General features: G+C 60.1%; 23 protein-coding genes. 5 read left to right on the top strand and 18 right to left on the bottom strand.

From position 1 onward, the window contains the following. Both GIW69_RS23300 and GIW69_RS23295 read right to left on the bottom strand, forming a co-directional pair. The coding region (locus GIW69_RS23300; protein WP_236485115.1) for an efflux RND transporter permease subunit at window positions 1–3,043 on the bottom strand (3,043 nt) is incomplete at its 3' end. Between the two features lie 6 nt (window positions 3,044–3,049). Continuing rightward, complete coding sequence (locus tag GIW69_RS23295; RefSeq protein ID WP_236485114.1) at window positions 3,050–4,150, bottom strand: efflux RND transporter periplasmic adaptor subunit; 1,101 nt, start codon at window positions 4,148–4,150, stop codon at window positions 3,050–3,052. 94 nt (window positions 4,151–4,244) lie between these two features. Between GIW69_RS23295 and GIW69_RS23290 the strand changes: the two genes are divergently transcribed. Then, entirely contained in the window at window positions 4,245–4,898 is a 654-nt protein-coding gene (locus GIW69_RS23290; protein ID WP_236485113.1) for a TetR/AcrR family transcriptional regulator, read from the top strand. 71 nt (window positions 4,899–4,969) lie between these two features. On the opposite strand, the gene GIW69_RS23285 is transcribed toward GIW69_RS23290, so the two are convergent. Beyond that, the gene (locus GIW69_RS23285) at window positions 4,970–5,752 is read right to left on the bottom strand and encodes a class I SAM-dependent methyltransferase (protein ID WP_268946548.1); all 783 of its coding nucleotides are present in this window, start codon (window positions 5,750–5,752) and stop codon (window positions 4,970–4,972) included. A 92-nt stretch (window positions 5,753–5,844) separates the two neighbouring features. Between GIW69_RS23285 and GIW69_RS23280 the strand changes: the two genes are divergently transcribed. Continuing rightward, window positions 5,845–6,465 (top strand): energy transducer TonB, encoded by a 621-nt coding sequence (locus tag GIW69_RS23280; RefSeq protein WP_236485112.1) that lies wholly within the window; start codon window positions 5,845–5,847, stop codon window positions 6,463–6,465. Between the two features lie 3 nt (window positions 6,466–6,468). Here the strand turns inward: GIW69_RS23280 and GIW69_RS23275 are convergent, their stop codons facing one another. From GIW69_RS23275 to ppc, 7 genes are all read right to left on the bottom strand, one after another. Continuing rightward, window positions 6,469–7,167 carry an extensin family protein gene (locus tag GIW69_RS23275; RefSeq protein WP_236485111.1) on the bottom strand — a complete coding sequence of 233 codons (699 nt, stop codon included), beginning with the start codon at window positions 7,165–7,167 and terminating at the stop codon, window positions 6,469–6,471. Window positions 7,168–7,169: 2 nt separating this feature from the next. Next, complete coding sequence (locus GIW69_RS23270; protein ID WP_236485110.1) at window positions 7,170–7,991, bottom strand: isocitrate lyase/PEP mutase family protein; 822 nt, start codon at window positions 7,989–7,991, stop codon at window positions 7,170–7,172. A gap of 30 nt (window positions 7,992–8,021) precedes the next feature. Beyond that, entirely contained in the window at window positions 8,022–8,879 is an 858-nt protein-coding gene (locus tag GIW69_RS23265; RefSeq protein ID WP_236485117.1) for a DUF72 domain-containing protein, read from the bottom strand. A 2-nt stretch (window positions 8,880–8,881) separates the two neighbouring features. Further along, on the bottom strand, window positions 8,882–9,190 hold the full coding sequence (locus tag GIW69_RS23260; RefSeq protein ID WP_236485109.1) for a hypothetical protein: 309 nt from the start codon (window positions 9,188–9,190) through the stop codon (window positions 8,882–8,884). A gap of 221 nt (window positions 9,191–9,411) precedes the next feature. Beyond that, complete coding sequence (gene tsaB, locus GIW69_RS23255; RefSeq protein WP_236485108.1) at window positions 9,412–10,086, bottom strand: tRNA (adenosine(37)-N6)-threonylcarbamoyltransferase complex dimerization subunit type 1 TsaB; 675 nt, start codon at window positions 10,084–10,086, stop codon at window positions 9,412–9,414. A gap of 94 nt (window positions 10,087–10,180) precedes the next feature. Further along, window positions 10,181–10,828: an adenylate kinase gene (gene adk / locus GIW69_RS23250; RefSeq protein WP_236485107.1), complete on the bottom strand. Its 648-nt coding sequence runs from the start codon at window positions 10,826–10,828 to the stop codon at window positions 10,181–10,183. A gap of 290 nt (window positions 10,829–11,118) precedes the next feature. Beyond that, window positions 11,119–13,749, bottom strand: a complete 2,631-nt coding sequence (gene ppc / locus GIW69_RS23245) for a phosphoenolpyruvate carboxylase (RefSeq protein WP_236485106.1) — start codon at window positions 13,747–13,749, stop codon at window positions 11,119–11,121. Window positions 13,750–13,962: 213 nt separating this feature from the next. On the opposite strand from ppc, the gene GIW69_RS23240 reads away from it, so the two are divergent. The 3 genes from GIW69_RS23240 to lptF all read left to right on the top strand — a co-directional run bounded on the left by GIW69_RS23240 (window position 13,963) and on the right by lptF (window position 15,920). Continuing rightward, window positions 13,963–14,307: a pilin assembly protein gene (locus GIW69_RS23240; RefSeq protein ID WP_236485105.1), complete on the top strand. Its 345-nt coding sequence runs from the start codon at window positions 13,963–13,965 to the stop codon at window positions 14,305–14,307. Window positions 14,308–14,671: 364 nt separating this feature from the next. Continuing rightward, window positions 14,672–15,076, top strand: coding sequence for a DUF4398 domain-containing protein (locus tag GIW69_RS23235; RefSeq protein ID WP_085697302.1), 405 nt, complete (start codon window positions 14,672–14,674; stop codon window positions 15,074–15,076). 55 nt (window positions 15,077–15,131) lie between these two features. After that, complete coding sequence (gene lptF / locus GIW69_RS23230; RefSeq protein ID WP_236485104.1) at window positions 15,132–15,920, top strand: lipotoxin F family OmpA-related lipoprotein LptF; 789 nt, start codon at window positions 15,132–15,134, stop codon at window positions 15,918–15,920. Window positions 15,921–16,005: 85 nt separating this feature from the next. Here the strand turns inward: lptF and GIW69_RS23225 are convergent, their stop codons facing one another. The 8 genes from GIW69_RS23225 to GIW69_RS23190 form a co-directional block, all read right to left on the bottom strand. Then, window positions 16,006–16,335, bottom strand: coding sequence for a PA3694 family proteiin (locus GIW69_RS23225; RefSeq protein ID WP_236485103.1), 330 nt, complete (start codon window positions 16,333–16,335; stop codon window positions 16,006–16,008). After that, window positions 16,332–17,246 (bottom strand): alpha/beta hydrolase, encoded by a 915-nt coding sequence (locus GIW69_RS23220; protein ID WP_236485102.1) that lies wholly within the window; start codon window positions 17,244–17,246, stop codon window positions 16,332–16,334. The genes GIW69_RS23225 and GIW69_RS23220 overlap by 4 nt, the downstream gene beginning before the upstream one ends. A 161-nt stretch (window positions 17,247–17,407) precedes the next feature. Continuing rightward, a complete protein-coding gene (locus tag GIW69_RS23215; RefSeq protein WP_236485101.1) occupies window positions 17,408–18,685 on the bottom strand; it encodes a flavohemoglobin expression-modulating QEGLA motif protein in 1,278 nt (425 codons plus the stop codon). 33 nt (window positions 18,686–18,718) lie between these two features. Beyond that, window positions 18,719–19,273 (bottom strand): hypothetical protein, encoded by a 555-nt coding sequence (locus tag GIW69_RS23210; protein ID WP_236485100.1) that lies wholly within the window; start codon window positions 19,271–19,273, stop codon window positions 18,719–18,721. Between the two features lie 75 nt (window positions 19,274–19,348). Then, window positions 19,349–20,053 carry a TetR/AcrR family transcriptional regulator gene (locus GIW69_RS23205; protein WP_236485116.1) on the bottom strand — a complete coding sequence of 235 codons (705 nt, stop codon included), beginning with the start codon at window positions 20,051–20,053 and terminating at the stop codon, window positions 19,349–19,351. A gap of 114 nt (window positions 20,054–20,167) precedes the next feature. Then, window positions 20,168–21,670, bottom strand: coding sequence for a lysine--tRNA ligase (lysS, locus tag GIW69_RS23200; RefSeq protein WP_236485099.1), 1,503 nt, complete (start codon window positions 21,668–21,670; stop codon window positions 20,168–20,170). A 111-nt stretch (window positions 21,671–21,781) separates the two neighbouring features. Further along, window positions 21,782–22,877, bottom strand: a protein-coding gene (prfB, locus tag GIW69_RS23195; protein ID WP_236485098.1) for a peptide chain release factor 2 whose coding sequence is annotated in 2 segments (ribosomal slippage) — window positions 21,782–22,804 and window positions 22,806–22,877 — 1,095 coding nt in all. Because the reading frame shifts where the segments join, the coding sequence is not laid out codon by codon here. Window positions 22,878–23,067: 190 nt separating this feature from the next. After that, the gene (locus GIW69_RS23190) at window positions 23,068–24,069 is read right to left on the bottom strand and encodes a response regulator (protein WP_236485097.1); all 1,002 of its coding nucleotides are present in this window, start codon (window positions 24,067–24,069) and stop codon (window positions 23,068–23,070) included. Between the last annotated feature and the right edge of the window lie 50 nt (window positions 24,070–24,119).

Here is a 24,119-nt window from a genome sequence, read left to right as displayed (position 1 = left end):
AGGCCGCATACAACGCCGGCAGAAACAAAAGCGTTAACGCCGTCGCCACAATCAGCCCGCCCATGATCGCCACCGCCATCGGCCCGAAGAACACACTGCGCGACAAGGGAATCATCGCCAACACCGCCGCCAGCGCAGTCAACACGATAGGCCTGAAACGCCGAACCGTTGCCTCGATAATTGCCTGCCAAGGCCTGAGCCCCGCCAAAATATCCTGCTCGATCTGATCCACCAGAATCACCGAGTTGCGCATGATCATCCCTGAAAGCGCGATCGTCCCCAACATTGCCACAAACCCGAACGGCTGACGGAACACCAGCAGAAACAGTGTCACCCCAATCAACCCCAGCGGCGCCGTCAGAAACACCATCGCCGTGCGCGAAAAGCTGCGCAGTTGCAGCATCAACAACGTCAGCACCACCACGATAAACATTGGCACGCCGGCGTTCACCGACTTCTGTCCACGCTCGGAATCTTCCACCGTTCCGCCGACATCCAGTAGATAACCGTCCGGCAATTCGGCACGGATCGGATCGAGCGTCGGCATGATTTGCTTCACCAGCGACGCCGGTTGCTCCTTGCCATAAATGTCTGCACGCACGGTGACGTTGGGCAAGCGATTACGGTGCCAGATGATGCCTTCTTCAAAGCCGTATTCCAGCGTCGCGATCTGCGACAACGCCACGCTGCGGCCGTTGTCGGTCGGCACTGCCAGACTCGACAACAGTGACAGTTCGGTACGCTCATGCACGGTGCCGCGCAAAAGGATTTCGATCAATTCGTTGTCTTCGCGGTACTGACTGACACTGGAGCCGGTCAACGAACTCTGGAGGAATCTGGCCAGACTCGCCGTGCTCACGCCAAGCGCCCGGGCACGATCCTGATCAATGTTCAGGTAGACGACTTTGCTCGGTTCTTCCCAGTCCAGATGCACGTTGACCACATGCGGGTTTTCGCGAACCTTGGCCGCGACCTTGCGCGCCAACGCGCGGACTTCTTCGATATGCTCGCCCGTGACGCGGAACTGCACGGGGTAGCCGACTGGCGGACCGTTCTCCAGTCGCGTGACCCGAGAGCGCAGGGCCGGGAACTGCTCGTTGAGGGTATCGATCAGCCAGGCGCGCAGGGTTTCGCGCTCCTCGATGGTTTTCGCCAACACCACGAACTGAGCGAAGCTCGCCGCCGGCAGTTGTTGATCCAGCGGCAGATAAAAACGCGGCGAACCGGTGCCGACATACGCCACATAGTTATCAATGCCCGCATGATCCTTAAGCAACGCTTCGAGGCGTTTGACCTCGGCGGCGGTGTTGCTCAACGAGGCACCTTCGGCGAGCTTCAAGTCGACCATCAACTCCAGGCGTCCGGAGGCCGGAAAGAACTGTTGCGGCACGAAACGGAACAGCGCCACCGAACCGACGAACAGCAGCACCGTCAGCACAATCACGGTTTTACGCCGACGCACACACCACTCGACCACTCGCCGAACCCGTTGATAGAACGGCGTGCCGTAAGGGTCGGTCTTGCCGTCAGTCGAACCGTGTTTGGCCGCATGAATTTTCGCCAGATCCGGCAGGAGTTTTTCCCCCAGGTACGGCACGAACACCACCGCTGCGACCCACGAGGCGAGTAGCGCAATGGTCACTACCTGGAAGATCGAACGGGTGTATTCGCCAGTGCCGGACTGCGCCGTCGCAATCGGCAAAAAACCGGCGGCAGTGATCAACGTACCGGTGAGCATCGGGAACGCCGTGCTCGTCCAGGCAAAGCTCGCGGCCTTGATCCGGTCGAAGCCCTGCTCCATTTTGATCGCCATCATTTCCACGGCAATGATCGCGTCGTCCACCAGCAATCCCAGCGCCAGCACCAGCGCGCCAAGGGAAATCTTGTGCAGACCGATGCCAAAGTAATACATACAGGCAAAGGTCATCGCCAACACCAGCGGAATCGCCAGTGCCACGACCATGCCAGTGCGCACGCCGAGGGAGAAGAAGCTCACCAGCAACACAATCGCCAAGGCCTCGACCAGCACCTGGACGAACTCGCCAACCCCGGTTTTCACCGCTGCCGGTTGGTCGGAGACCTTGCGCAACTGCATGCCGGCCGGCAGGTTTTTCTGGATGCGGGCGAACTCGACTTCCAGCGCCTTGCCGAGCACGAGGATGTCGCCGCCATCCTTCATGGCCACCGCGAGGCCAATCGCATCTTCGGCCATGAAACGCATGCGCGGCGCCGGAGGATCGTTGAACCCACGACGCACGTCAGCGACATCGGAGATACGGAACGTACGATCACCGACCCGGACAGGAAAGTTTTTTATCTCATCAACTGTCTGAAAATTTCCCGAGACCCGTAACTGCAATCGCTCGCTGCCGGTTTCGAAAAAACCGGCAGTGGACACGGCGTTCTGTTCTTCCAGCGCTTGTTGCACGGCTGCCAGCGGCAGGCCGAGGGTGGCGAGTTTGACATTGGACAGCTCGACCCAGATTTTCTCGTCCTGCAAACCGAGCAGATCGACCTTGCCGATGTCCTTGACCCGTTGCAGCTGGATCTGGATGCGATCGGCGTAATCCTTGAGCACGGCGTAGTCGAAACCGTCGCCGGTCAGCGCGTAGATGTTGCCGAAGGTCGTACCGAATTCATCATTGAAGAATGGCCCCTGAATGCCCGGCGGCAAGGTCTGGCGAATGTCGCTGACCTTCTTGCGCACCTGATACCAGAGCTCGGGAATCTGCACCGAATGCATGGAGTCGCGGGCGATGAACGTAACCTGGGATTCACCGGGACGGGAGAACGACACGATGCGTTCGTACTCGCCGGTTTCCATGAGCTTCTTTTCGATGCGCTCGGTGACCTGGCGCGAGACTTCCTCGGCCGTGGCGCCGGGCCAGCGAGTCTGAATCACCATGGCCTTGAAGGTGAACGGCGGGTCTTCGCTCTGCCCCAGTTTGGTGTAGGACAACGCGCCGACAATCGCCAGCAAAAGCATCAGGAACAGTACGATCTGGCGATTACGCAGCGCCCATTCGGAGAGGTTGAAGCGCATCGGGGCTTACTCCTTGTCCGCCAGATTGACCACACGGTTGGAGCGATCCACCGGTCGCACCTGTTGCCCTTCCAGCAGCACATGGACGCCGGCGGCCACCACCCAGTCGCTGGCGCTGAGGCCTTCGAGCACCGGCACGGTTTTTTCACCGAATGGCCCGATGCGCACCGGGGTTTTCTTCAACGTGTTGTTGGCGCTGACGACCCAGACATAGGTCGCGCCGTTTTCAGCCGTCAGGGCCGAAAGCGGCACGGACAGCGGGATCACCTCAGCGGTCTGCACGAACACTCGGGCGCTTTGGCCAAGTTCCGCCGGGACTTTTCCTGCGGTGAAAGCGATACGTGCGGCGAAGGTGCGGGATTTCGGATCGGCCGAGGGTGACAGCTCGCGAATCTGTCCGGGGAAGCGCTGATTCGGTTGCGTCCACAGCTCCACCGATACCGGCTGGCCGACCTTGAAGCGGCCAAAGCTCTGTTCCGGCAGGCTGATCGACACTTCGCGCTCGCCATCGGTGGCGAGGGTAAACACGGTTTGCCCCGCAGCGATCACCTGGCCGACTTCCACCAGACGTTTGGCGACTACACCATCCTGTGGCGCGCGCAGCACGGCGTAACTGGCCTGGTTGGACGAGACGTTGAATTCGGCTTTGATTTGTTTAAGACGTGCTTCGCCGGAGCGATAGAGGTTTTCCGAGTTGTCGTATTGCGAACGGCTGACCATCTGACGTTCCATCAACGTCTTGTAGCGATCACGCTCGGCACGTACGAGATTCAGATTGGCTTCTGCCGCAGCGACTTGGGCGCGGGTGGCTTCGAGTTGCAGGCGCACATCCTGCGGATCGAGTTCAGCGAGGGGTTGATCGGCCTTCACGCGCTGGCCTTCTTCGACCAGTCGTCGGCTGACTTTGCCACCGATACGGAACGCCAGATCCGGCTCGTAACGGGCACGCACCTCGCCCGGGTAACTTTCCATCGCCTGGGCCGAAGGCTCTGGTTGCACCACCATGGCCGGTCGCACGGCAACTTGCGCTACCTCTTCCTGACCGCACGCAGACAATAAAAAAGCCAGACTGACTGGCAACGCGAGGGGCAAGGCATGGCGGAACATGATGACGGACCTTTCGCTAATGGTGCTTGGAATAATTATACTGGCGGGTATGTTATTAATAGCAAACTCACCAGTCCAGTATTAAAAGCGAAGAATGTCGAACAATCTTTCAGCTCCAAACGGTCCGGGTCGCCCGAAGGATCCGGCCAAGCGCCAGGCCATCCTCGAAGCGGCGAAAATCCTGTTCCTGAGTAACGGCTACGCCAACACCAGCATGGACGCGGTGGCGGCCGAGGCCGGCGTATCAAAGCTCACGGTTTATAGCCACTTCAACGACAAGGAAACGCTGTTCAGCGCCGCTGTCGTGGCCAAATGTGAAGCACAATTACCGCCGATGTTCTTTGAATTACCGGACGGCATCGCGGTGGAAAGTGTGTTGCTGAACATTGCGCGAGGCTTTCATCAGCTGATTAACAGCGATGAGTCGGTGAATTTGCACCGTTTGATCATGGCGTTGGGCAGCCAGGATCCGAAGCTTTCGCAGATTTTCTTCGAAGCCGGCCCCGAGCGAATGCTTCAGGGCATGGAGCGCTTGCTGGCGCGGATCCATGAGACGGGGGCGTTGAGCATTGACAAGCCACGCAATGCCGCCGAGCACTTCTTCTGCCTGCTCAAAGGCGCGGGGAATTTCCGTTTGCTGTATGGCTGCGGTGAACCGTTGACCGGCGAAGAGGCGGAGCGCCATGTGCGGGAAGTAGTGGCGTTGTTTATGAAAGCCTTCAGGGTAGAGGCAGCAGCAAGCCTCTAGCTGCAAGCCACAAGCAACGGCGCATCGACGCTTGCGGCTTATAGCTTGCAGCTTGCAGCTTGCAGCTGCTATTAACCCTTCAACGCTTTCTTCGGATAGATGTCATATCGGCTGGATTTGCCGTCCAGCGCATGACTCGGCTTTGGCCCTTCGATGCACGGCGCCTTGCGCGGGCGCTTGACCACCACCCGATGCGTGGCCAATGCCAATGCCGCTTCGAGCAATGCCGGTGCGTCCGGGTCATCGCCCACCAGCGGCCGGAACAAACGCATTTCCTTCTTCACCAGCGCCGTTTTCTCACGATGCGGGAACATCGGGTCGAGGTAGATCACCTGGGGCGGCTCGCCTTCCCATTGGCGCATCACCTCAATGGAGTCGCCCTTGAGCAACTTCATCCGCGCCACAATCGGCGCAACGTCGAAGTCTTCCCCCGCCCGCGCCAGACCGTCCTCCAGCAACGCACCAATCAACGGCTGCCGCTCAATCAGACTCATCTCGCAACCCAGGCTTGCCAGCACGAACGCATCCTTACCCAGCCCTGCCGTCGCATCCAGCACGCGCGGGCGTACCCCTTGGGCGATGCCGACTGCCTTGGCGATCATCTGACCGCTGCCGCCGCCGTACAAACGGCGATGGGCCGCACCGCCCTCGACGAAGTCGACCCGCACCGGCCCTGGCGCGTCGGGCCCGAGCTGTTGCAGCTGCAAACCCTGCTCGCCGACCTGCAAGGCAAACTCAGCGTCAGCGATTTGCAGCGGCAGGCCGAGGCGTTCGGCCCACTGTTCGGCGTGCGGCTCGTAAGTCGCGCCGAGGGCCTCGACGTGGATGCGGCAGGCCGCAGGTTGCTCGATCATGGAAAACACGCTCAAAAAGTTAAGGATCGGCAAAAACGGCCGATAACCCAATCAATGCGCATTTTGCCAGAGCTGAGCGTCGACCGAAAAAAATGTCAGGCATTCTTCCCACATCGATTGGCTACATTTCGTCTCATGGCGATTTCAGCCGTCAAAACACTCAAGCACTGAGCGGCGTCAGTCACCTGTGGCAGGATTTCTTTGCCCAGGCGATGGCCGAACAGTCGAGTGATGTGGTGCCTGCCTGTGGCACTTTTCCCGACGTCGATCTCGACAGCCCGAATGAGCCGACCGTTGGCAGCGATTTGCACGCGCACATTGTCAGCCAGCGCCAGTGCGACGTGACCGAGACCCCGGTGCGTCCGCCGGAGCCTCTCTTCCTGCCGATTGCCGAATTCGAAATGGAGCTGGCCGACAAGCCGTTCCCACCGTTCCCGCCGGAAGAAATCACCGCGCAACAGAAACAGCAGGACTTCGACAGCGGCTGGGTTCGTCCAATCGTGCTCACCAACGGTCAGCCGGTGCCAGAGCCGGGCGCCGCGCCGCAAAAACGACCGCTGTACCTGCCAATTGCCGAGTTCGACCTCGACCTGCTCAACAACCCGTTCCCGCCGTTCTCGCCTGAGGACATGGCCGAACAACAGAAAGCCCTCGATTTCGATAACGGTTGGGCTCGCCCGATCGTCCTGCAAAACCTGCGCATCGCCGCGTAACCCTCAGCGACACACGCTCCAGCGCCCGATATCGACATGAAAGTGATTGCGATGGGCGGCGTTGTAATCCGGACTCAACACCACACTGAACGTCTCACAGGCGCCGTCGCGCACCTGGCGCAGAAACTGCGCTTCGCGGTTTTGCTTCGGCCAGTCCTTGAGCACGCTGATGCTGCGACCGTCAGCCAGACGAAACCCGGCGATGTCCAACGCATCGGCGCTGGCGTGTCGGCTGAGGGCGCCGCTCTCGCGGTTGTAAACATTGCGGCAGGCAAAACTGCCGAGATGATCGACCCGTGTCACGGCCTGGCCGTAAACCGCCTGCGCCGCCGGTTGCAGGGCGTGGCGCTCGAACATGGCGTACGCCACCGCCAACGGACAACTGGCGAGGAAGCTGCTGCTCAGCGCAACATCACCACCCTGCACACGCACCGCGCCAATCAACGGGCACTTGGCGCCGGGGCTATCGGCCTGAGATGAAACACGCAGCCCGGAACCGCTCAATGCTTGTTCGCATAATGCACGATCGCTGCGCAAGCGCATCAGTTTGTAGCCGGTCAGCCAGTTAGGCGTTGCCTTTACATCCAGCGGCGCCCACGGATTCCACTCCGGCGGCACGTCGAGCCAACCCCGCCAGACGCTCACTGCCGCGCCGCCAACAAGCAAAACCAACAACAAAAAAAACCCGCGCCCCGCAGTCATGCTCAGTCCTTGAATAATTGATTGGCCTGAGCGAATGGCATCGACCTCGACGTGAATTCAAAGGTGCCGGATTTCTGGATCTCATCAGCGGCACGAAAGAATTCGCCAAACGCCGCCAGCGCCAGCGCCGAACCGGTGCTGATGCGCCGCACACCCATTTCGCTCAGTTGCTGAACCGTCAGTTTCAAGCCGCCGGACATCAACACGTTCACCGGTTTCGGCGCGACCGCTCGCACCACCGCCAGCACTTCTTCAGCGTTACGCAGACCCGGCGCGTAAAGCACGTCGGCGCCCGCTTCGGCGAACGCCTGCAACCGGCCAATGGTGTCGTCGAGATCAGGTTTGCCGTGCAGATAGTTCTCTGCGCGGGCAGTCAGCATGAAGGGAAAGGACAACGTGCGCACGGCAGCGACGGCGGCTTCAATTCTTGCCACGGCGTGTTCGAAGCAATAGATCGGGCCGTCTTCACGACCGGTCGCGTCTTCGATGGATCCGCCCACGGCGCCGGCCTCGGCCGCGCGAATAAGGCTCTGCGCGCACTCGACAGGCCCGTCGGCGAAACCGTTTTCCAGATCCACCGCCACCGGCAAATCAGTGGCAGCGACAATCGACCGGACATTGGCCAGGGTTTCATCGAGGCTCAGGCCACCGTCGGGTTTGCCTTGGGAAAACGCATAACCGGCACTGGTAGTGGCCAAGGCCTGATAGCCGAGGCTGGCAAGCGTCTTCGCGGATCCGGCATCCCACGGGTTGGGAATGACAAACACTTCGCGCCGTTCGTGCAAGGCTTTGAAGGCTTCGGCTTTACGGGTTTGCGCGTCCATCGGCAGGCTCCTGACGTGAAAAAGTCCGCGTCAGAGCAGGCCAAGTTGCTCTGCGGCGGGTTCTCTGTATAGCTCAGGCAGGGCCGGCAAGCCAGGCAAACGCTGCATCAGTTGTGCATGAAAACGTTGCGCCAGTTTCGCCGCCAGCAGGTTATCGGCGGTGTGCAGGAAGATGTAGGGCGTGCGCCCTTCTTCGATCCACTCGGCGATTTTTGCTACCCAAGGCACAAGGAACGGATCGTTGGCCTCAAGCTGCGGGTGGCCGATGAAGCGCACCTGGGGACACTGCGTGAACGCCGCCGGACGCGTCGGCACCCGAGGCTTTTTCGATTGCGCGTGGATCACCGATGAGTCGGTCGACATGCAACTGAACAGCGCCCGGGGATCGAGACAAATACGCTCCACCCCGCGCTCCAGCAACAGGCGATTGAGCAGGCGCTCGCTTTCACCCTTGGCGAAGAATTGCTCGTGACGCACTTCCACCGCCAACGGCCGATCCAGTGCATCGATGAACGCGGTAAGCTCTGGCAAGCGTTGCGGCGTAAAGGTTTTCGAGAGCTGCAACCAGAGTGGCGACACGCGTTCGCCAAGTGGGCTGAGCAATTGAGTGAACGTTTCGGCGGCGGTCAACTGATCGCGCAAATCGCCGCCGTGACTGATGTCGCCGGGGAATTTGGCAGTGAAGCGAAAATGCGCGGGCATCGTCTCGGCCCAGCGCTGCACGGTGGCGGGCGCAGGACTGGCGTAGAAGGTGGTGTTGCCTTCGACGGCGTTGAACACTTGGCAATAGAGCCCGAGAAAATCAGAGGTCTTGGCGTCAGGCGGATAGAGGTCATCGCGCCAGGCGTTCTCACTCCACGACGGACAGCCGAGGTAGTAAGGCAGCACCGTCAAATGTACAGATCAAGGCCCTGCACATCCGCATCCCAGTCGACAAAACCGGCAGTGCTCAGGTAGCTGGCCAGGGCCATCGCTACGCTCTTGCTCATCGCGCGGTGATAAATCATGTCTTGCTGACGGGCAGGCAGGTTGCTCAGGCGTTGCGCGGAGGCTTTGGCAGCACGGGCGGCCAGTTGCTCTTCGGAGGGGAATTCCAGCTCGCCGTCGATATCGTCGACGGATTCTTCAAGCGCGACATTGCCTCTGCGAGGCTTGCGCTTGATGGGATAGGACTGAGAGGAAACGCCGTCTATACGCATAAATTCATGCTCGGTATCAATGATGGCAATTTAGCGGCACCTGACCGACTTAGCAAATCGCCTAGTGATAACTAGAACACATAACGCGCAAAAGGTTTAAAGCGAAAGGGCGGAAACTGACGATTGGTTTTTGCAGATTGGAAAAATCACAGCCTTCGGCAGCTCCTGCAAGGCAACGCATTCCATGTAGGCGCTACCGCAGGCTGTGATCTTTTGATTGATCAACGGGCCTTCGGAGTGGCGACTTTATCGCGCAGATAAACCGGCTGCGCATCGTCCGCCGGGATGCCCTCGCCACGTTCCCAGGCAAACCGCGCCAGGGTCAGCAGGTCTTCGGCATGAGGCAACATGCCCGCATCGGATCCGGTCAGACTGACCGCGATCCGCTCGCCATAGCCCCAACCGGTGCCGGCACCAAACCAGTCGCCGCTGGCATCGGCCGGCAGCGCCGCCGCTTCCGGTGGCAAAACGGCTTCGGCGCCGACGAGACGCATCTCCCCCGCCGTTTCGCGGTAGCAACCCCAATAGACTTCGTCCATCCGCGCATCAATGGCCGCCGCGACCTGACGCGCGCCGTGCTCGCGATATGCACGCTGCGCCAGCACAGCGAGGTTCGACACCGGCAACACCGGCCGATCCAGCGCAAACGCCAGTCCTTGCACCACACCGATGGCAATCCGCACTCCGGTAAAAGCGCCCGGGCCACGGCCGAACGCAATGGCATCCACCGCTTGCAGCGTGGTGCCGGCGTCGGCGAGCAGTTGCTGGATCATCGGCAGCAGCTTCTGCGCGTGCAGGCGCGGGATCACCTCGTAATGGCTCGTGACCTTGCCGTCATGCAGCAAGGCAACGGAGCAAGCTTCGGTCGCGGTGTCCAGGGCCAACAAGGTGCTCATCGATGTTTCCGTAAACAGGTAGGGGAAAAAGTGCGCCAGTATAAACAACTACGGCCCGCAAGCGGGCCGTGGATGATGCAGCGGATCAGGTTTTTCAGCTCAGCGCCGCAAGCACCTTGGCGGTGATCGAATCGACCGAACCGACGCCAGGAATGTGGCTGTACTTCGGCTTGCCTTGAGCGGCGGACAACTTCTGGTAGAAATCCACCAGCGGTTTGGTCTGCGAATGGTAGACCGACAGGCGATGACGCACGGTTTCTTCGGTGTCGTCCTTGCGCTGCACCAGTGCTTCACCGGTGATGTCGTCTTTGCCAGCCAGTTTCGGCGGGTTGTAAACGGTGTGGTAAACGCGACCGCTGGCCTCGTGAACGCGACGGCCGGCGATACGCTGAACGATCTCTTCGTCTTCAACGGCGATTTCAACCACGGCATCCAGTTCCACACCGGCAGTCACCAGCGCTTCGGCTTGTGGGATGGTGCGAGGGAAACCGTCGAACAGGAAGCCGTTGGCGCAGTCAGGTTGAGCGATGCGATCCTGAACCAGCGCGATGATCAGGTCATCCGACACCAGGCCGCCGGCATCCATGATGCCCTTGGCTTGAACGCCCAACGGGGTGCCAGCCTTGACGGCGGCACGCAGCATGTCGCCGGTGGAGATTTGCGGGATGTTGAATTTTTCGGTGATGAACTTAGCCTGAGTACCTTTACCGGCCCCGGGAGCTCCCAGCAGAATGACGCGCATTAGATGTGCTCCTCAATTTTTTTATAAAAAACAACAGATTCGCCTCTTGGGGCCAATCTTGAACAATCGGGTCGTGGCCGCCCAAACGGCCAAAGGCTGATCAAGATACACAGCAGGCTGCGCCCACACAAGCCGCCAAAAGTCGGAGAAACCGACGCCTGCCGCGACCTCACGACGCAGTGTCCCAAGTCGCAACCCCATCATTAACTGTCGCCTGACCGCACTTTATCGCCAAACACTCAAGGGCATCCGACGCTGGCGCCGGATGCCCTGCCCTCCCGTTGAAAACCTTAGCCGGTATTTCGCAAACCGGCGGCAATCCCCGCCACAGACACCAGCAACGCCTGTTCCACCGGGCTGCCCTGGGCCACATCCTGCCGGCGGGAACGGGCCAGCAACTCGGCCTGCAACAGATGCAGCGGGTCGAGGTAGGTGTTGCGCAGACGGATGAACTCGAGGGTGTCGGGACTGTGCGCCAGTAGCTGAGATTGCCCCGTCAGCCCGAGGACAACGGAGCATGCCTGCGACAATAGGTCGCGTAAGTGCACACCCAAAGGTAATAAGTCCGACTCAACCAATCGCTCGTCGTAGGACTGGGCGATCTCGGCGTCCGCCTTGGCGAGCACCATTTCCAGCATGTCGATGCGGGTACGGAAGAACGGCCACCGCTCGCGCATCTGCCCGAGCAATTCACCTTCGCCGCGCTCCAGCGCTTTGCTCAACGCCGATTCCCAGCCGAGCCACGCCGGGAGCATCAGCCGCGTTTGCGTCCAGCCGAAAATCCACGGGATAGCCCGCAGGCTTTCGATGCCCCCCGCGCGGCGCTTGGCCGGGCGGCTGCCCAAGGGCAAGCGACCGAGTTCCTGTTCGGGAGTGGACTGGCGGAAGTACTCGACGAACTGCGGATTTTCCCGCACCACAGCGCGATAAGCACTGACGCCATCTGCCGCCAACTCGTCCATCAGGTGGCGCCATTCCGGCGTCGGCGGTGGGGGCGGCAACAGCGTCGCTTCGAGCACGGCGGCGAGATACAAGTTGAGGTTTTGTTCGGCGATGTCCGGCAGGCCGAATTTGAATCTAATCATTTCTCCCTGCTCGGTGGTGCGGAATCGCCCCGCCACTGATCCCGGCGGCTGCGACAGAATCGCCGCGTGCGCCGGGCCGCCTCCACGGCCCACGGTGCCTCCGCGACCATGGAACAACAGCAGTTCGACTTGTTGCTCGCGGCAGATTTCCACCAATCGTTCCTGGGCGCGATATTGCGCCCAGGCGGCCGCCGTGGTGCCGGCGTCCTTGGCGGAATCGGAATAACCGATCATGACTTCCTGCGGCCCCTGCAACCGTGCGCGATAGCCCGGCAACAGCAACAGGCGTTCCATGACGGGCCCCGCGTTGTCGAGGTCGGCAAGGGTTTCGAACAAGGGCACAACACGCATCGGCCGCAGCACGCCGGCTTCTTTTAACAGCAACTGCACGGCGAGCACGTCAGACGCGGCGCCGGCCATCGAGATCACGTAGGAACCCAGCGAAGCCCCCGGCGCGGCGGCGACTTCCTTGCACGTCGCCAGCACTTCGGCGGTGTCGGCCGACGGTTTGAAGTGCGCAGGCAATAATGGCCGGCGGTTGCTCAGCTCTTGCGTCAGGAAGGTGATGCGCTGTTCCTCGTCCCAGTCTTCGTAGCGACCGAGGCCGAGGTAATCGGTAATTTCGGTCATCGCCGAACTGTGCCGCGCCGAATCCTGACGAACGTCGAGGCGCACCAGGAACAGGCCGAACGTCACCGCTCGACGCAGGCAATCGAGCAACGGGCCGTCGGCAATCACGCCCATGCCACACTCGTGCAGCGATTCGTAGCACAGCTCAAGTGGATCGAGCAGGTCGCGGTTGTTATGCAGCACGTCGGCGGGCGCCGGGGTGCTGGCCGCCAGTGAGGCATGCGCCCAATTGCGCGTCGCACGCAGGCGTTCGCGCAGTTGCTTAAGCACCGCGCGGTACGGTTCTGCGCTGTCGCCAGCCTTCGCCTTGAGCGCTTCGCTGGCCTGCTGCATCGACAGCTCGGCGGCCAAGTGATCGACATCGCGCAGGTACAGGTCCGCCGCCATCCAGCGCGCCAGCAGCAACACTTCGCGGGTTACCGCTGCGGTGACGTTGGGGTTGCCGTCGCGGTCGCCGCCCATCCATGAGGCGAAGCGGATTGGCGCGGCTTCCAGCGGCAGACGCAGACCGGTCGCAGCGTGCAGCGCCTTGTCGACCTTGCGCATGTGGTGGGGAATCGCTTGCCACAGCGAATGCTCGATCACCGCGAAACCCCACTTGGCTTCGTCCACCGGCGTCGGCCGCGTGCGACGGATCTCCTCGGTGTGCCAGGCTTCGGCGATCAAGCGTTGCAGGGTGTTGTGGATTTCTTCGCGCTCGGCGCTGGTCAGGTCGCGATGATCCTGCGCGGCCAATTGCGCGGCGATGGCGTCGTACTTCTGGATCAGCGTGCGCCGCGCCACTTCGGTCGGGTGCGCGGTCAGCACCAGTTCGATTTCCAGCCGCCCGAGTTGCCGGCCGAGGGATTCGGCGCTGTGGCCTTCGCTGCGCAATCGGGCGAGCAGTTCGGGCAACACGCGCGATTCGAACGGTGCCGGCTGCGACTCCTCGCGACGGTGAATCAACTGATATTGCTCGGCGATGTTGGCGAGGTTGAGGAAATGGTTGAACGCGCGCGCCACCGGGAGCAGTTCGTCCTCGCTCAATTGATTGAGGCTGGCGCTCAGTTCGGCGTCCATCGAGCCCACGCGATCAGCCTTGGCGCCCTTGCGAATCTGCTCGATCTTGTCGAGAAAGTCCTCGCCGTACTGGTCACGAATGGTGTTGCCCAACAGCTCACCCAGCAGGTGAACGTCCTCGCGCAAGCGTGCATCGATATCGGTCATCAGCAGTTCTCCAGCGGTAATCCGGACGGCATAAAAATGAAACGCTTGGCTAGAGAGTGCCGCTCTGGGGCGCGTCTTACAAGCAGACGACGAAGGGTCTTTAAACCTTGGGCGTTAAAGCTAGTCTCAACAGTAAGCCGCATAACGGCTTGCCACCGGCCAGGGCCGGACATTCACCCAGCCTGCCACGAGCAGACGCGACATGAGGTCATTATGAAAATTCGTGAACTCGCCCAGCATTGGGAAGAAAACGCCAAGGGTCGCCTGACCGACACCGGCTACACGATTCATCTGGACATGGAATCCGCCGCACGCCTGGCGGCGATTGCCGAGATGTACCCGAAACGGCACCCCGAAGAACTCCTCGGCGAGTTGATCGGCGCCGCGCTGGAAGAATTCGAAGCGAGCCTGCCGTATGTAAAAGGCTCGACCGTGGTCGCGACCGACGAGGAAGGTGATCCGCTGTATGAAGACGTGGGGCCGACGCCGCGTTTTCTGGCGCTGTCGCGGCGGCATTTGCATGACCTGGCCAGCACCGACGACAAGGCAAAACATTAACCCTACCTGGAATGAATTGTGGGAGCGGGCTTGCTCGCGAAGGCGGTTTGTCAGCCACTTTTGAGCGAGCTGACAGACCGCTTTCGCGAGCAAACCCGCTCCCACAGGAATCGCCCAAACATGAAGTTTTTGCGTCGCCGAGTGCCCGCGCGTACCGCTTCAACCCGTCAAAGTTCCCGCTTTAGAGCCTTGTCCGTTCGGTCGAAGTTTTTCCGGGCGATAGGCCATCTTTTCTGAACTTTTGAAAAAAGCCGCCGGTCGGAACCAGTAACCACGCCTGGAACGAGCGTTTCAATAACGCCCTACACATGACGGTTGCGACTCCTCGACCAGGATGGATTTAGTTGTTTTCAGGAGATGCCTAATGGAGTTGAAGACCATGAAAACCCAAACCTCGTTTTCCCACTTGCGCGGTCTGAAACTGGCCGCACTGGCCATCGGCACCAGCTTCGTGCTGGCCGGTTGCGCCGGCAATCCGCCGACCGAGCAATATGCCGTGACCCAATCGGCGGTGAACAGCGCGGTCAGCGCCGGCGGTACTGAATTCGCTGCTGTGGAAATGAAGCAGGCGCAAGACAAACTCAAGCAAGCTGAAATCGCCATGCACGACAAAAAGTATGACGAAGCGCGCACCCTCGCCGAACAGGCCGAATGGGACGCTCGCGTCGCCGAACGCAAGGCTCAGGCGATGAAGGCCGAACAGGCTGTGAAGGATTCCCAGAAAGGTGTTCAGGAACTGCGTCAGGAAAGTCAGCGCACCGTGCAATAAGCGCGCATCCCGACCGCAAGACTGAAACTCTTATCGATAGAAAGGACGAACGATTATGCGTAAGCAACTGATGATCCCCGCTCTTCTGGCCGCAAGTGTTGCCCTGGCTGCCTGCTCCACGCCGCCGAACGCGAATCTGGAACAGGCGCGTACCAACTACGCCGGCCTGCAAGCCAACCCGCAGGCGAGCAAAGTCGCGGCACTGGAAACCAAAGACGCCAGTGATTACCTGGACAAGGCCGACAAGGCCTACATGGACAAGCAAGACGCGTCCAAGGTCGATCAACTGGCCTACCTGACCAATCAGCGCGTGGAAGTGGCCAAGCAGACCATCGCCCTGCGCACCGCAGAAAACAATCTGAAGAACGCCTCGGCGCAACGCGCTCAGGCTCGTCTCGATGCACGCGACCAGCAGATCAAACAATTGCAGGACAGCCTCAACGCCAAGCAGACCGATCGCGGCACGCTGGTGACCTTTGGTGACGTGCTGTTTGCCACCAACAAGGCTGATCTGAAATCCAGCGGTCTGGTGAACATCAACAAACTGGCGCAATTTCTTCAGGAAAACCCGGATCGCAAAGTGATTGTCGAGGGTTATACCGACAGCACCGGCACCGCGAGCTACAACCAGTCGCTGTCCGAGCGCCGTGCGACCTCGGTGCAGATGGCCCTGATCAAAATGGGTGTCGACCCGGCGCGCGTGGTCGCTCAGGGTTATGGCAAGGAATACCCGGTCGCGGATAACGGCAGCGTCTCGGGCCGTGCGATGAACCGTCGGGTGGAAGTGACCATTTCCAACGACAACCAGCCCGTGGCGCCACGTTCGGCGATGAGCTCGAACTAAGCGTTACGCGGTAAAAACGAAAGCCCCGCCTGATCCAGTCAGGCGGGGCTTTTTTTCATGCGCGAACACAATCCCCTAGAGGTATTTATGGCTGCAATTGCTGCGGGGTTTCTTCGCCCATGCAGCGCACGGCCTTTTTCTGGCCGTTGATCAGCACGCCCGTGAGGCCTTTCTGCTCCGTATCAAACAGCACCAGCACGCCATCGATGCACTGCGCCACCTGCGCCGCCGGCTCCAGCGAGACTTTGTAATCCTCGCCCGGAACAGTCTTGAGCATGCTGAATTCGTTGAGCAGCAACGCATCCTCGGGTTTGGCGAAATGCAGGTAGCCGTACCACCACAGGGCACCGACGGTGCCGAGGATGCTGCAGATGCCGGTGATGACCAGCGGAATGGCGTTGCGTTCTTCACTCATTGCGGACTCTCTGATGGGTCGTCTTCGGAATTCGGGGGTGGCGGGTAATTGGGAATTTCGCCGAGGCGGCGCAGGCCGTTGAAATGCTCGGGATCTTCAAGGTAACGCAACATCACTTGGCGCCAGACCGGGTCGCCAAACGTCTGCACATGACCGCCACGGGTCAGTTGCAGCACACGCGGTGGCGGCGCAGCTTGATACAACCGGATACCGTTGGCCATCGGTACGAGCGGATCGTCGATGCTGTGGAAGATCAGCTTCGGCACGCCGTTGAGTTGCGCCATCGAATTGATTGCGCTGTCGCCGTCCGGCACCAACCATGACAGCGGCACTTGCAACGGCCAGGTCAGCCAGCCCGTACCGAGGGCGTATTGGCCGACGCTGCGATAACTGGCCGGAACACCGTCGAGCACCAACGCCTTGAGCTGCTTTTGCCGTTCTGGATGCTGCGTCAACCAGTGCACGGCCATCGAACCGCCAAGGCTTTGACCGAGCAGAATCAGCGGCTTGCCTTTCACCTCAGGAGCCTTGTCCAGCCAGGCGAACGCCGCATCGATGTCCTGATAGATCGCCGGCAGGCTCGGCTTGCCCTCGGACAAACCGTAACCGCGATAATCCACCAGCAACACTTGATAACCCTGCTTCGGCAACCACCAGCTACCGCCCAGATGCATTGGTAAATTGCCGCCGTTGCCGTGCAAATGCAGCACCGTGCCTTTGACTTCGACGCCGGGCTTGGCCGGCAGCCACCAGGCGTTGAGCTTCAGGCCGTCGGCGGTCACCAGCGTGACTTCGCGATACTCGAGTTTGGCTTTTGCCGGTGTGAACAGCTGACCGGGTTCGGGGTAGAACAGCAATGAGCTGCAACCCCCAAGGGTCAGGAGCAGGCAGAAAATGCCGAGGATTCTCATCCGGTGAACCTCGCGAAAAAATTGGTTAGTCCGATCCAGAGCACAACGACTCTCCCTGTGGGAGCGGGCTTGCCCGCGATGGCGGCGGATCAGCCAACCTATATGTTGACTGTCAGACTGCAATCGCTGGCAAGCCAGCTCCCACAGGGTTTGCGTCTGGCCTAGAGGATATTGGAATAATCCGCTTCGATCCGGTCCAGGCTCAGATGGTTGAGGAAGTTGGAGAAGCACATCCACGCTGACAGCGCATTCATGTCACGGAACTGTTCCGGCAAATACTTCGGCGCCACCACCAGCCCCTCATCCACCAACTGCCGAAGGGTACGCATGTCTTCCAACGTGGTCTTGCCGCAAAACAGCAACGGAATTTGTTCCAACTTGCCCTTACGCACGGCCAACTGAATGTAGTTGTAAACCATGATGAAGCCCTTGAGGTAGGACAAGTCTTTGGTGAATGGCAGACCGGTCGGCGTCGAGCCACGGAAAACCCGACTGGCGTTGCCATAGCTTTCCGCCATTTCGAAACCCTGCTCGCGGAAGAATTCGAAAATCTGCAAAAAGTCCGCGCCCTCTTCGACCATGTGGATCGCGCGGGTGCGGTTGGTCAATTTGCGCAAGCGGCTTGGATACGAGGCGAAGGTGATGATTTCCATCAGGATCGCCAGGCCTTCTTGAGTGACGGTGGACGATGGCGGGCCTTTGGACAGGAAGGTGCAGATCGGCTGGTTCAAGCCGTTGAGCGTGGTGCCGACATGCACCAGGCCTTCATGCACTTCCAGCGCGCGCACATCGCGGTCGTTGAACATCGCGTCGGTGCGGATCTTGATGTAGTCGGCGCCTGCCGCCGCGTCGGCGACGATACCGTCGGACTCGAACACGCGGATGGTTTCTTCGGCCTCCCCGAATACTCTGTTCAGACGGGTTTGCAGCAGGTGCACGGCGTCCTTGGCGGTGAGGGTTTTCGCCTCGTCTTTAAGGTCGCCACGGCCATCGATGTTGTTCAGATAGTCCGACATCATCATGCCGAGGTCGGCGAGCGTCGGGTCGCCGGCGTGGAATGCATCGGACGCAGCGCCGTACAGTTCCTGCGAGATCAGGCCGAAATCCTCGGTGCCGCGCGCTTCGAGCATGCGCACCACCATGCGGTATTCCTTGCACATGCGCCGCATGATTTGCCCGACCGGGTTGAACTGGCCGAGCTGGCGGGTAATGTCACGTTCGATGTTCTGGAATTCCAGCTTCACCTTGCTCGAATCGAAGGTCAGCGGCCGGTTGAGGTAGTAATCGCGATCCACCGCCGGCATTTCCTTGCCCTTGGCCTTGAGAAAGCCCTTGCGCACGTTCTCGTCCCATTTGACGGCATCGAGGACGCGGATAGGCGTCTGCGCCAGCACTATGCGATCGGACAAAACGCGTATCGTCTGCTGGTAATCGTCCACCCGAAACTCCTGTAAAAAACCTGTCGTGCTGAATTATTGGGCCTTGGCCTGACGCTGATAGCGCACGGCTTCGACGAACACGTCGGAATTGGCCGGATCATCGAGGTAAGCAAAGACCTTGTCGAGGCCGCTATCGACATGCACACCCTCGCCGTCGTCGGTCTGGAAGGGCTGACCGTCGAGGCTTTTATCTTTGATCGCTTGATTGATCTGTTCGAGATCGAGGTTGTAGATCACCAGTTCGCGCTTATCGGTGATCTCGAAACCGGCAATGATGAACTGCCCGCCGAACCGCGCCGGCACTTTCGCCGACAAGTACCAGCGATCGCCGTGGCGCGACACCGTGAACGGGTAGGCTTCACGTTCGCGAGGCTTGGCCTTCAAGTAAGTGACAGCCTGATAGCGGTCGTTGCTGACGCGGGTCAGTTCCAGATTCATGGGCTCGCCCCAGGCATTGGTGCTCGACCATTTGCCCAGCAGGCCTTTGGGCGCCGGGTCACTGGTGGCCAAAGGCTCCTTGAAAGTCACCAGGCAGCCACTGAGCAACAGGAACGACAGGGCGATTACGACGCCACGCCAGGCTTTCATTCAACACTCCCTATGAACATACCGTATCGCTTGATCGTTCCCCATGCTCCGCGTGGGGACGATCAAGTTAAAAGATCAGACCGATGCCAGGACCAGGTGCATGTACCGGTTCAGAATGCCGAGCATGTCTTCTTCGGCCAAAGGTTCGGCGTCGTTGATCAGGCCCTGATATTCCATCCGTCCGATAATCGCCGTCAACACCTTGGCATCCTGCAGCGGTTCGCGCGAGCCCAACACCTGGAACAATTGGCAACTGCCCTGCAGCAGAATTTGCTGATGGGAGCGCACCAGTTCGGCCAGACGCGGGTTGAGCAACGCTTCCTGACGGAACGCCTGTTCGGCCATCAGATACTCGCGGCGATTGATCAGTTGGCGATGCACGTAATCGGCCATCAGCCGCGCAATCTCGTCCGCCAGTTGCGAGCGCGACTCCGGGCTGCCGTCGGCGCTGACCACCATGTCGCGCAGCAGACCTTCGTTGTTGACCCACAGCTTGGCCATGTAAGCCGCGCTGCGCTCGACATGTTGCGCGAAGGTATCAGTGAGCAAGTCATCGATGTCCTTGAAGTAATACGTGGTCGCCGACAGCGGCACGCAAGCTTCGGCGGCCACCGCCCGATGGCGCACGGCCCGAACGCCGTCGCGCACGACAATGCGCATCGCCGCATCGAGAATGTCCTGACGACGCTGCTCGCTGCCCTGCCGGCTAGCCTTGCGGCCCTGGTACTGAACACTTTCAGCGACCGCAGTGGCGATACCCGCTGCACCCTCTTGAGCCATTGCACCAATCACGACAGGTATTCCTCTGAATTTGCAAAAGTAACTATTTGATACGTTTGTACCAGACAGGCAATAAAAAGCCGCCTGTCATAGGCGGCTTTTTGTTTGAAACATTTACGCTTGCGGCCGCATGTGCGGGAACAGGATCACGTCGCGGATCGACGGGGAGTTGGTCAGCAGCATCACCAGACGGTCGATGCCGATGCCCTCGCCCGCCGTTGGCGGCATGCCGTATTCGAGCGCGCGAACGAAGTCGGCGTCGTAGTGCATGGCTTCGTCATCGCCAGCGTCCTTGTCGGCCACCTGCGCCATGAAGCGCTCGGCCTGGTCTTCCGCGTCGTTCAACTCGGAGTAGGCGTTGGCGATTTCACGGCCGCCGATGAACAGTTCGAAACGGTCGGTGACGTTCGGGTTGTCGTCGTTGCGACGGGCCAGCGGCGACACTTCGAACGGGTACTGCGTGATGAAGTGCGGCTGCTCGAGTTTGTGCTCGACCAGTTCTTCGAAAATCATCACCTGCAATTTGCCCAGACCTTCGAAGCCCAGCACCTTGGCGCCGGCCTTCTTGGCGATGGCGCGCGCCTTGTCGATGTCGTTCAGGTCATCGGCGGTCAGCTCAGGGTTGTACTTGAGGATCGAATCGAACACCGACAGACGCACGAACGGCTCGCCGAAGTGGAACACCTTGTCGCCGTACGGCACGTCGGTAGACCCCAGCACCAGCTGCGCCAGTTCGCGGAACAGTTCTTCGGTCAAATCCATGTTGTCTTCGTAATCGGCGTACGCCTGATAGAACTCCAACATGGTGAATTCAGGGTTGTGACGGGTCGAGACACCTTCGTTACGGAAGTTACGGTTGATCTCGAACACTTTCTCGAAGCCGCCGACCACAAGGCGCTTGAGGTACAGCTCCGGCGCGATACGCAGGAACATTTCCATGTCCAGGGCGTTGTGGTGGGTTTCGAACGGCTTGGCTGCCGCGCCGCCAGGAATGGTCTGCAGCATCGGCGTTTCGACTTCAAGGAAGTCACGCGCCATCAGGAAGCTGCGAATGTGCGCAATCACTTGCGAACGCACGCGGAACGTCTGGCGTACTTCTTCGTTGACGATCAGGTCGACGTAGCGCTGGCGGTAGCGCTGTTCGGTATCGGTCAGGCCGTGGTGTTTGTCCGGCAGCGGGCGCAGCGATTTGGTCAGCAGGCGCACTTCGGTCATTTCAACGTACAGGTCGCCCTTGCCAGAACGGGCCAGGGTGCCGACGGCGGCAATGATGTCGCCCATGTCCCAGGTTTTCACCGCGGCCAGGGTTTCTTCGGACAGGGTTTTACGATTGACGTAGACCTGGATGCGACCGGTCATGTCCTGGATCACCATGAACGAGCCACGGTTGAGCATGATGCGACCGGCAACCTTGACCGGGATTGCAGCCTCTGCCAGCTCTTCCTTGGTCTTGTCCGCGTATTTCTTCTGCAATTCTTCGCAGTAGTTTTCACGGCGGAAGTCGTTCGGGAAGGCATTGCCCTTGGCGCGCTCGGCGGCAAGCTTTTCCTTGCGCAGGGCGATCAGGGAGTTTTCTTCCTGTTGCAGGGCTTGCGGGTCGAGTTGTTGGTCGCTCATGTCTTTAGATATTCCATCAGGTTCGTTGCCCCCGGGCTTTGGGCCCGGGGATCGCCAGCAGGCTGGCTCCTACAGGGATCGCGTTGAATCAGGCGGTCCTGTGTGCGTCTTTTACAGGCCTGATTTCAGGCTGGCTTCCAGGTATTCGTCGATGTCGCCGTCGAGCACCTTGTCGCAATCGCTGCGTTCAATGTTGGTACGCAAATCCTTGATCCGCGACGCGTCGAGCACATAAGAACGGATCTGATGACCCCAGCCGATGTCGGACTTGGTGTCTTCCAGCGCCTGGGAAGCGGCGTTGCGCTTCTGCATCTCCTGCTCGTACAACTTGGCCCGCAGCATTTTCATCGCGGTGTCTTTGTTGGCGTGCTGGGAGCGTTCGTTCTGGCAACTGACCACGGTGTTGGTCGGTACGTGGGTGATACGTACGGCCGAGTCAGTGGTGTTTACGTGCTGACCACCGGCACCGGAGGAACGATAGGTGTCGATCCGCAGGTCTGCCGGGTTGATTTCGATTTCGACCTTGTCATCGATCTCTGGCGAGACGAATACGGCAGAGAACGAGGTGTGGCGACGGTTGCCGGAGTCGAACGGGCTCTTGCGCACCAGACGGTGGACGCCGATCTCGGTTCGCAGCCAGCCAAAGGCGTATTCGCCCTTGATGTGCACGGTCGCGCCTTTGATCCCGGCGACTTCACCGGCGGACAGTTCCATGATGGTCGCTTCGAAACCGCGTTTGTCGGCCCAGCGCAGGTACATGCGCAGCAGGATGTTGGCCCAGTCCTGCGCTTCGGTACCGCCGGAACCGGCCTGGATGTCCAGGTAGGCGTTGTTCGGGTCCATTTCATGGCTGAACATGCGGCGGAATTCCAGCTTGGCCAGATTCGCCTCTAGACGGGCCAGCTCGGCGACGACATCGCCCACTGCGCCTTCGTCGTTTTCTTCGACGGCCATGTCCAGCAGGTCGCGGCAATCGGCCAGACCGGCGTTCAGCTCGTCCAGCGTGTCGACGATCTGCGCCAGCGCAGAGCGCTCGCGGCCCAACTCTTGGGCGTATTCAGGTTTGTTCCAGACGCTCGGATCTTCAAGCTCGCGATTGACTTCAGTCAGACGCTCATGCTTTTGATCGTAGTCAAAGATACCCCCGAATAGTTTCGGAGCGCTCGGACAGGTCCTTGATGGTGTTCAGGATCGGGTTGATTTCCATGACGGGCAGCACTCGTTGGCGAACTTTTGAAAGCCGGCGAGTATAACCCAATCAAACTGTCACGGCAGCCCGTCTGGCGGGTGTTGGAGGCAATTCAAACGGTAGGAGCTGCCGCCGGCTGCGATCTTTTGATCTTTAAAAAACAAAATCAAAAGATCGCAGCCTGCGGCCGCTCCTACGGGATTGGCGGTTATTCGATACCGACCTGGTTGCGGCCATTGTTTTTCGCGAGATAGAGCCCGCGATCCGCCGCCGAGATCAGTTGCCGGCAATCGCCACCCTGCTGCGGAATCGTCGTCGCCAGCCCGATGCTGATGGTCAGCACCGAACCTTCGTTCGGCGTGTTGTGGGCAATGCTTAGCCCTTCAACCGTCAGGCGCAGCTTCTCCGCCACCAACCGCGCACCGCCCGGCGAAGTGTTCGGCAGTACCAGCGCGAATTCTTCACCACCGTAACGGGCCGGCAGATCGGAAGGTCGGGCGCTGGCATCACGGATCGCCGTGGCGACCTTGCGCAGCGCCTCGTCGCCTTCGACGTGGCCGAAGGAATCGTTGTAGGACTTGAAGTAATCGACGTCGATCATCAACAGCGACAACTGACTCTGATCACGCAGGGAACGGCGCCATTCCAGTTCCAGGTATTCATCGAAATGGCGGCGGTTGGACAACCCGGTCAGGCCGTCCGAATTCATCAAACGTTGCAGCACCAGGTTGGCGTCGAGCAATTGCTGCTGGCTGACCCGCAACGCGCGGTACGCCGCGTCTCGTTGCAGCAAGGTCATGTAGGAGCGCGAGTGGTAGCGGATGCGGGCCACCAGTTCGATGGTGTCCGGCAGCTTGACCAGGTAATCGTTGGCCCCGGCCGCGAACGCCGCGCTCTTGATCAGCGGGTCTTCCTTGGTCGACAGGACAATGATCGGGGTGTCCTTGGTCGCCGGATGATTTCGGTATTCGCGCACCAAACTCAGGCCGTCGAGGCCGGGCATCACCAGATCCTGAAGAATGACGGTCGGCTTGATCCGCACTGCCTGGGCGATGGCCTGATGCGGGTCAGAGCAAAAATGGAAGTCGATGTTCTCTTCATTCGACAACCCGCGACGCACGGCTTCGCCGATCATCGCCTGATCGTCGACCAACAACACCATGGCGGCGTTTTCGTCGGTCTTGATGCCATCGAGCTGCAAGTCATTCATGGACGGTCACCTGATTACTGCAAAAGCCAGACTTGCTGAAAAGTGCATGC

It is taken from the genome of Pseudomonas syringae, from assembly GCF_021605415.1.
GTDB classification, from domain to species: Bacteria; Pseudomonadota; Gammaproteobacteria; order Pseudomonadales; family Pseudomonadaceae; genus Aquipseudomonas; species Aquipseudomonas syringae_S.
The sequence above is the reverse complement of the archived record's forward strand: the minus strand, read 5'-3'. Positions and strand labels throughout refer to the sequence as shown.

Coding starts and splice junctions, on each gene's coding strand:
- GIW69_RS23295 (WP_236485114.1), bottom strand. CDS start 4,150: ATGTTCCGCCATGCCTTGCCCCTCGCGTTGCCAGTCAGTCTGGCTTTT.
- GIW69_RS23290 (WP_236485113.1), top strand. CDS start 4,245: ATGTCGAACAATCTTTCAGCTCCAAACGGTCCGGGTCGCCCGAAGGAT.
- GIW69_RS23285 (WP_268946548.1), bottom strand. CDS start 5,752: ATGATCGAGCAACCTGCGGCCTGCCGCATCCACGTCGAGGCCCTCGGC.
- GIW69_RS23280 (WP_236485112.1), top strand. CDS start 5,845: ATGTCAGGCATTCTTCCCACATCGATTGGCTACATTTCGTCTCATGGC.
- GIW69_RS23275 (WP_236485111.1), bottom strand. CDS start 7,167: ATGACTGCGGGGCGCGGGTTTTTTTTGTTGTTGGTTTTGCTTGTTGGC.
- GIW69_RS23270 (WP_236485110.1), bottom strand. CDS start 7,991: ATGGACGCGCAAACCCGTAAAGCCGAAGCCTTCAAAGCCTTGCACGAA.
- GIW69_RS23260 (WP_236485109.1), bottom strand. CDS start 9,190: ATGCGTATAGACGGCGTTTCCTCTCAGTCCTATCCCATCAAGCGCAAG.
- tsaB (WP_236485108.1), bottom strand. CDS start 10,086: ATGAGCACCTTGTTGGCCCTGGACACCGCGACCGAAGCTTGCTCCGTT.
- adk (WP_236485107.1), bottom strand. CDS start 10,828: ATGCGCGTCATTCTGCTGGGAGCTCCCGGGGCCGGTAAAGGTACTCAG.
- ppc (WP_236485106.1), bottom strand. CDS start 13,749: ATGACCGATATCGATGCACGCTTGCGCGAGGACGTTCACCTGCTGGGT.
- GIW69_RS23240 (WP_236485105.1), top strand. CDS start 13,963: ATGAAAATTCGTGAACTCGCCCAGCATTGGGAAGAAAACGCCAAGGGT.
- GIW69_RS23235 (WP_085697302.1), top strand. CDS start 14,672: ATGGAGTTGAAGACCATGAAAACCCAAACCTCGTTTTCCCACTTGCGC.
- lptF (WP_236485104.1), top strand. CDS start 15,132: ATGCGTAAGCAACTGATGATCCCCGCTCTTCTGGCCGCAAGTGTTGCC.
- GIW69_RS23225 (WP_236485103.1), bottom strand. CDS start 16,335: ATGAGTGAAGAACGCAACGCCATTCCGCTGGTCATCACCGGCATCTGC.
- GIW69_RS23220 (WP_236485102.1), bottom strand. CDS start 17,246: ATGAGAATCCTCGGCATTTTCTGCCTGCTCCTGACCCTTGGGGGTTGC.
- GIW69_RS23210 (WP_236485100.1), bottom strand. CDS start 19,273: ATGAAAGCCTGGCGTGGCGTCGTAATCGCCCTGTCGTTCCTGTTGCTC.
- GIW69_RS23205 (WP_236485116.1), bottom strand. CDS start 20,053: ATGGCTCAAGAGGGTGCAGCGGGTATCGCCACTGCGGTCGCTGAAAGT.
- lysS (WP_236485099.1), bottom strand. CDS start 21,670: ATGAGCGACCAACAACTCGACCCGCAAGCCCTGCAACAGGAAGAAAAC.
- GIW69_RS23190 (WP_236485097.1), bottom strand. CDS start 24,069: ATGAATGACTTGCAGCTCGATGGCATCAAGACCGACGAAAACGCCGCC.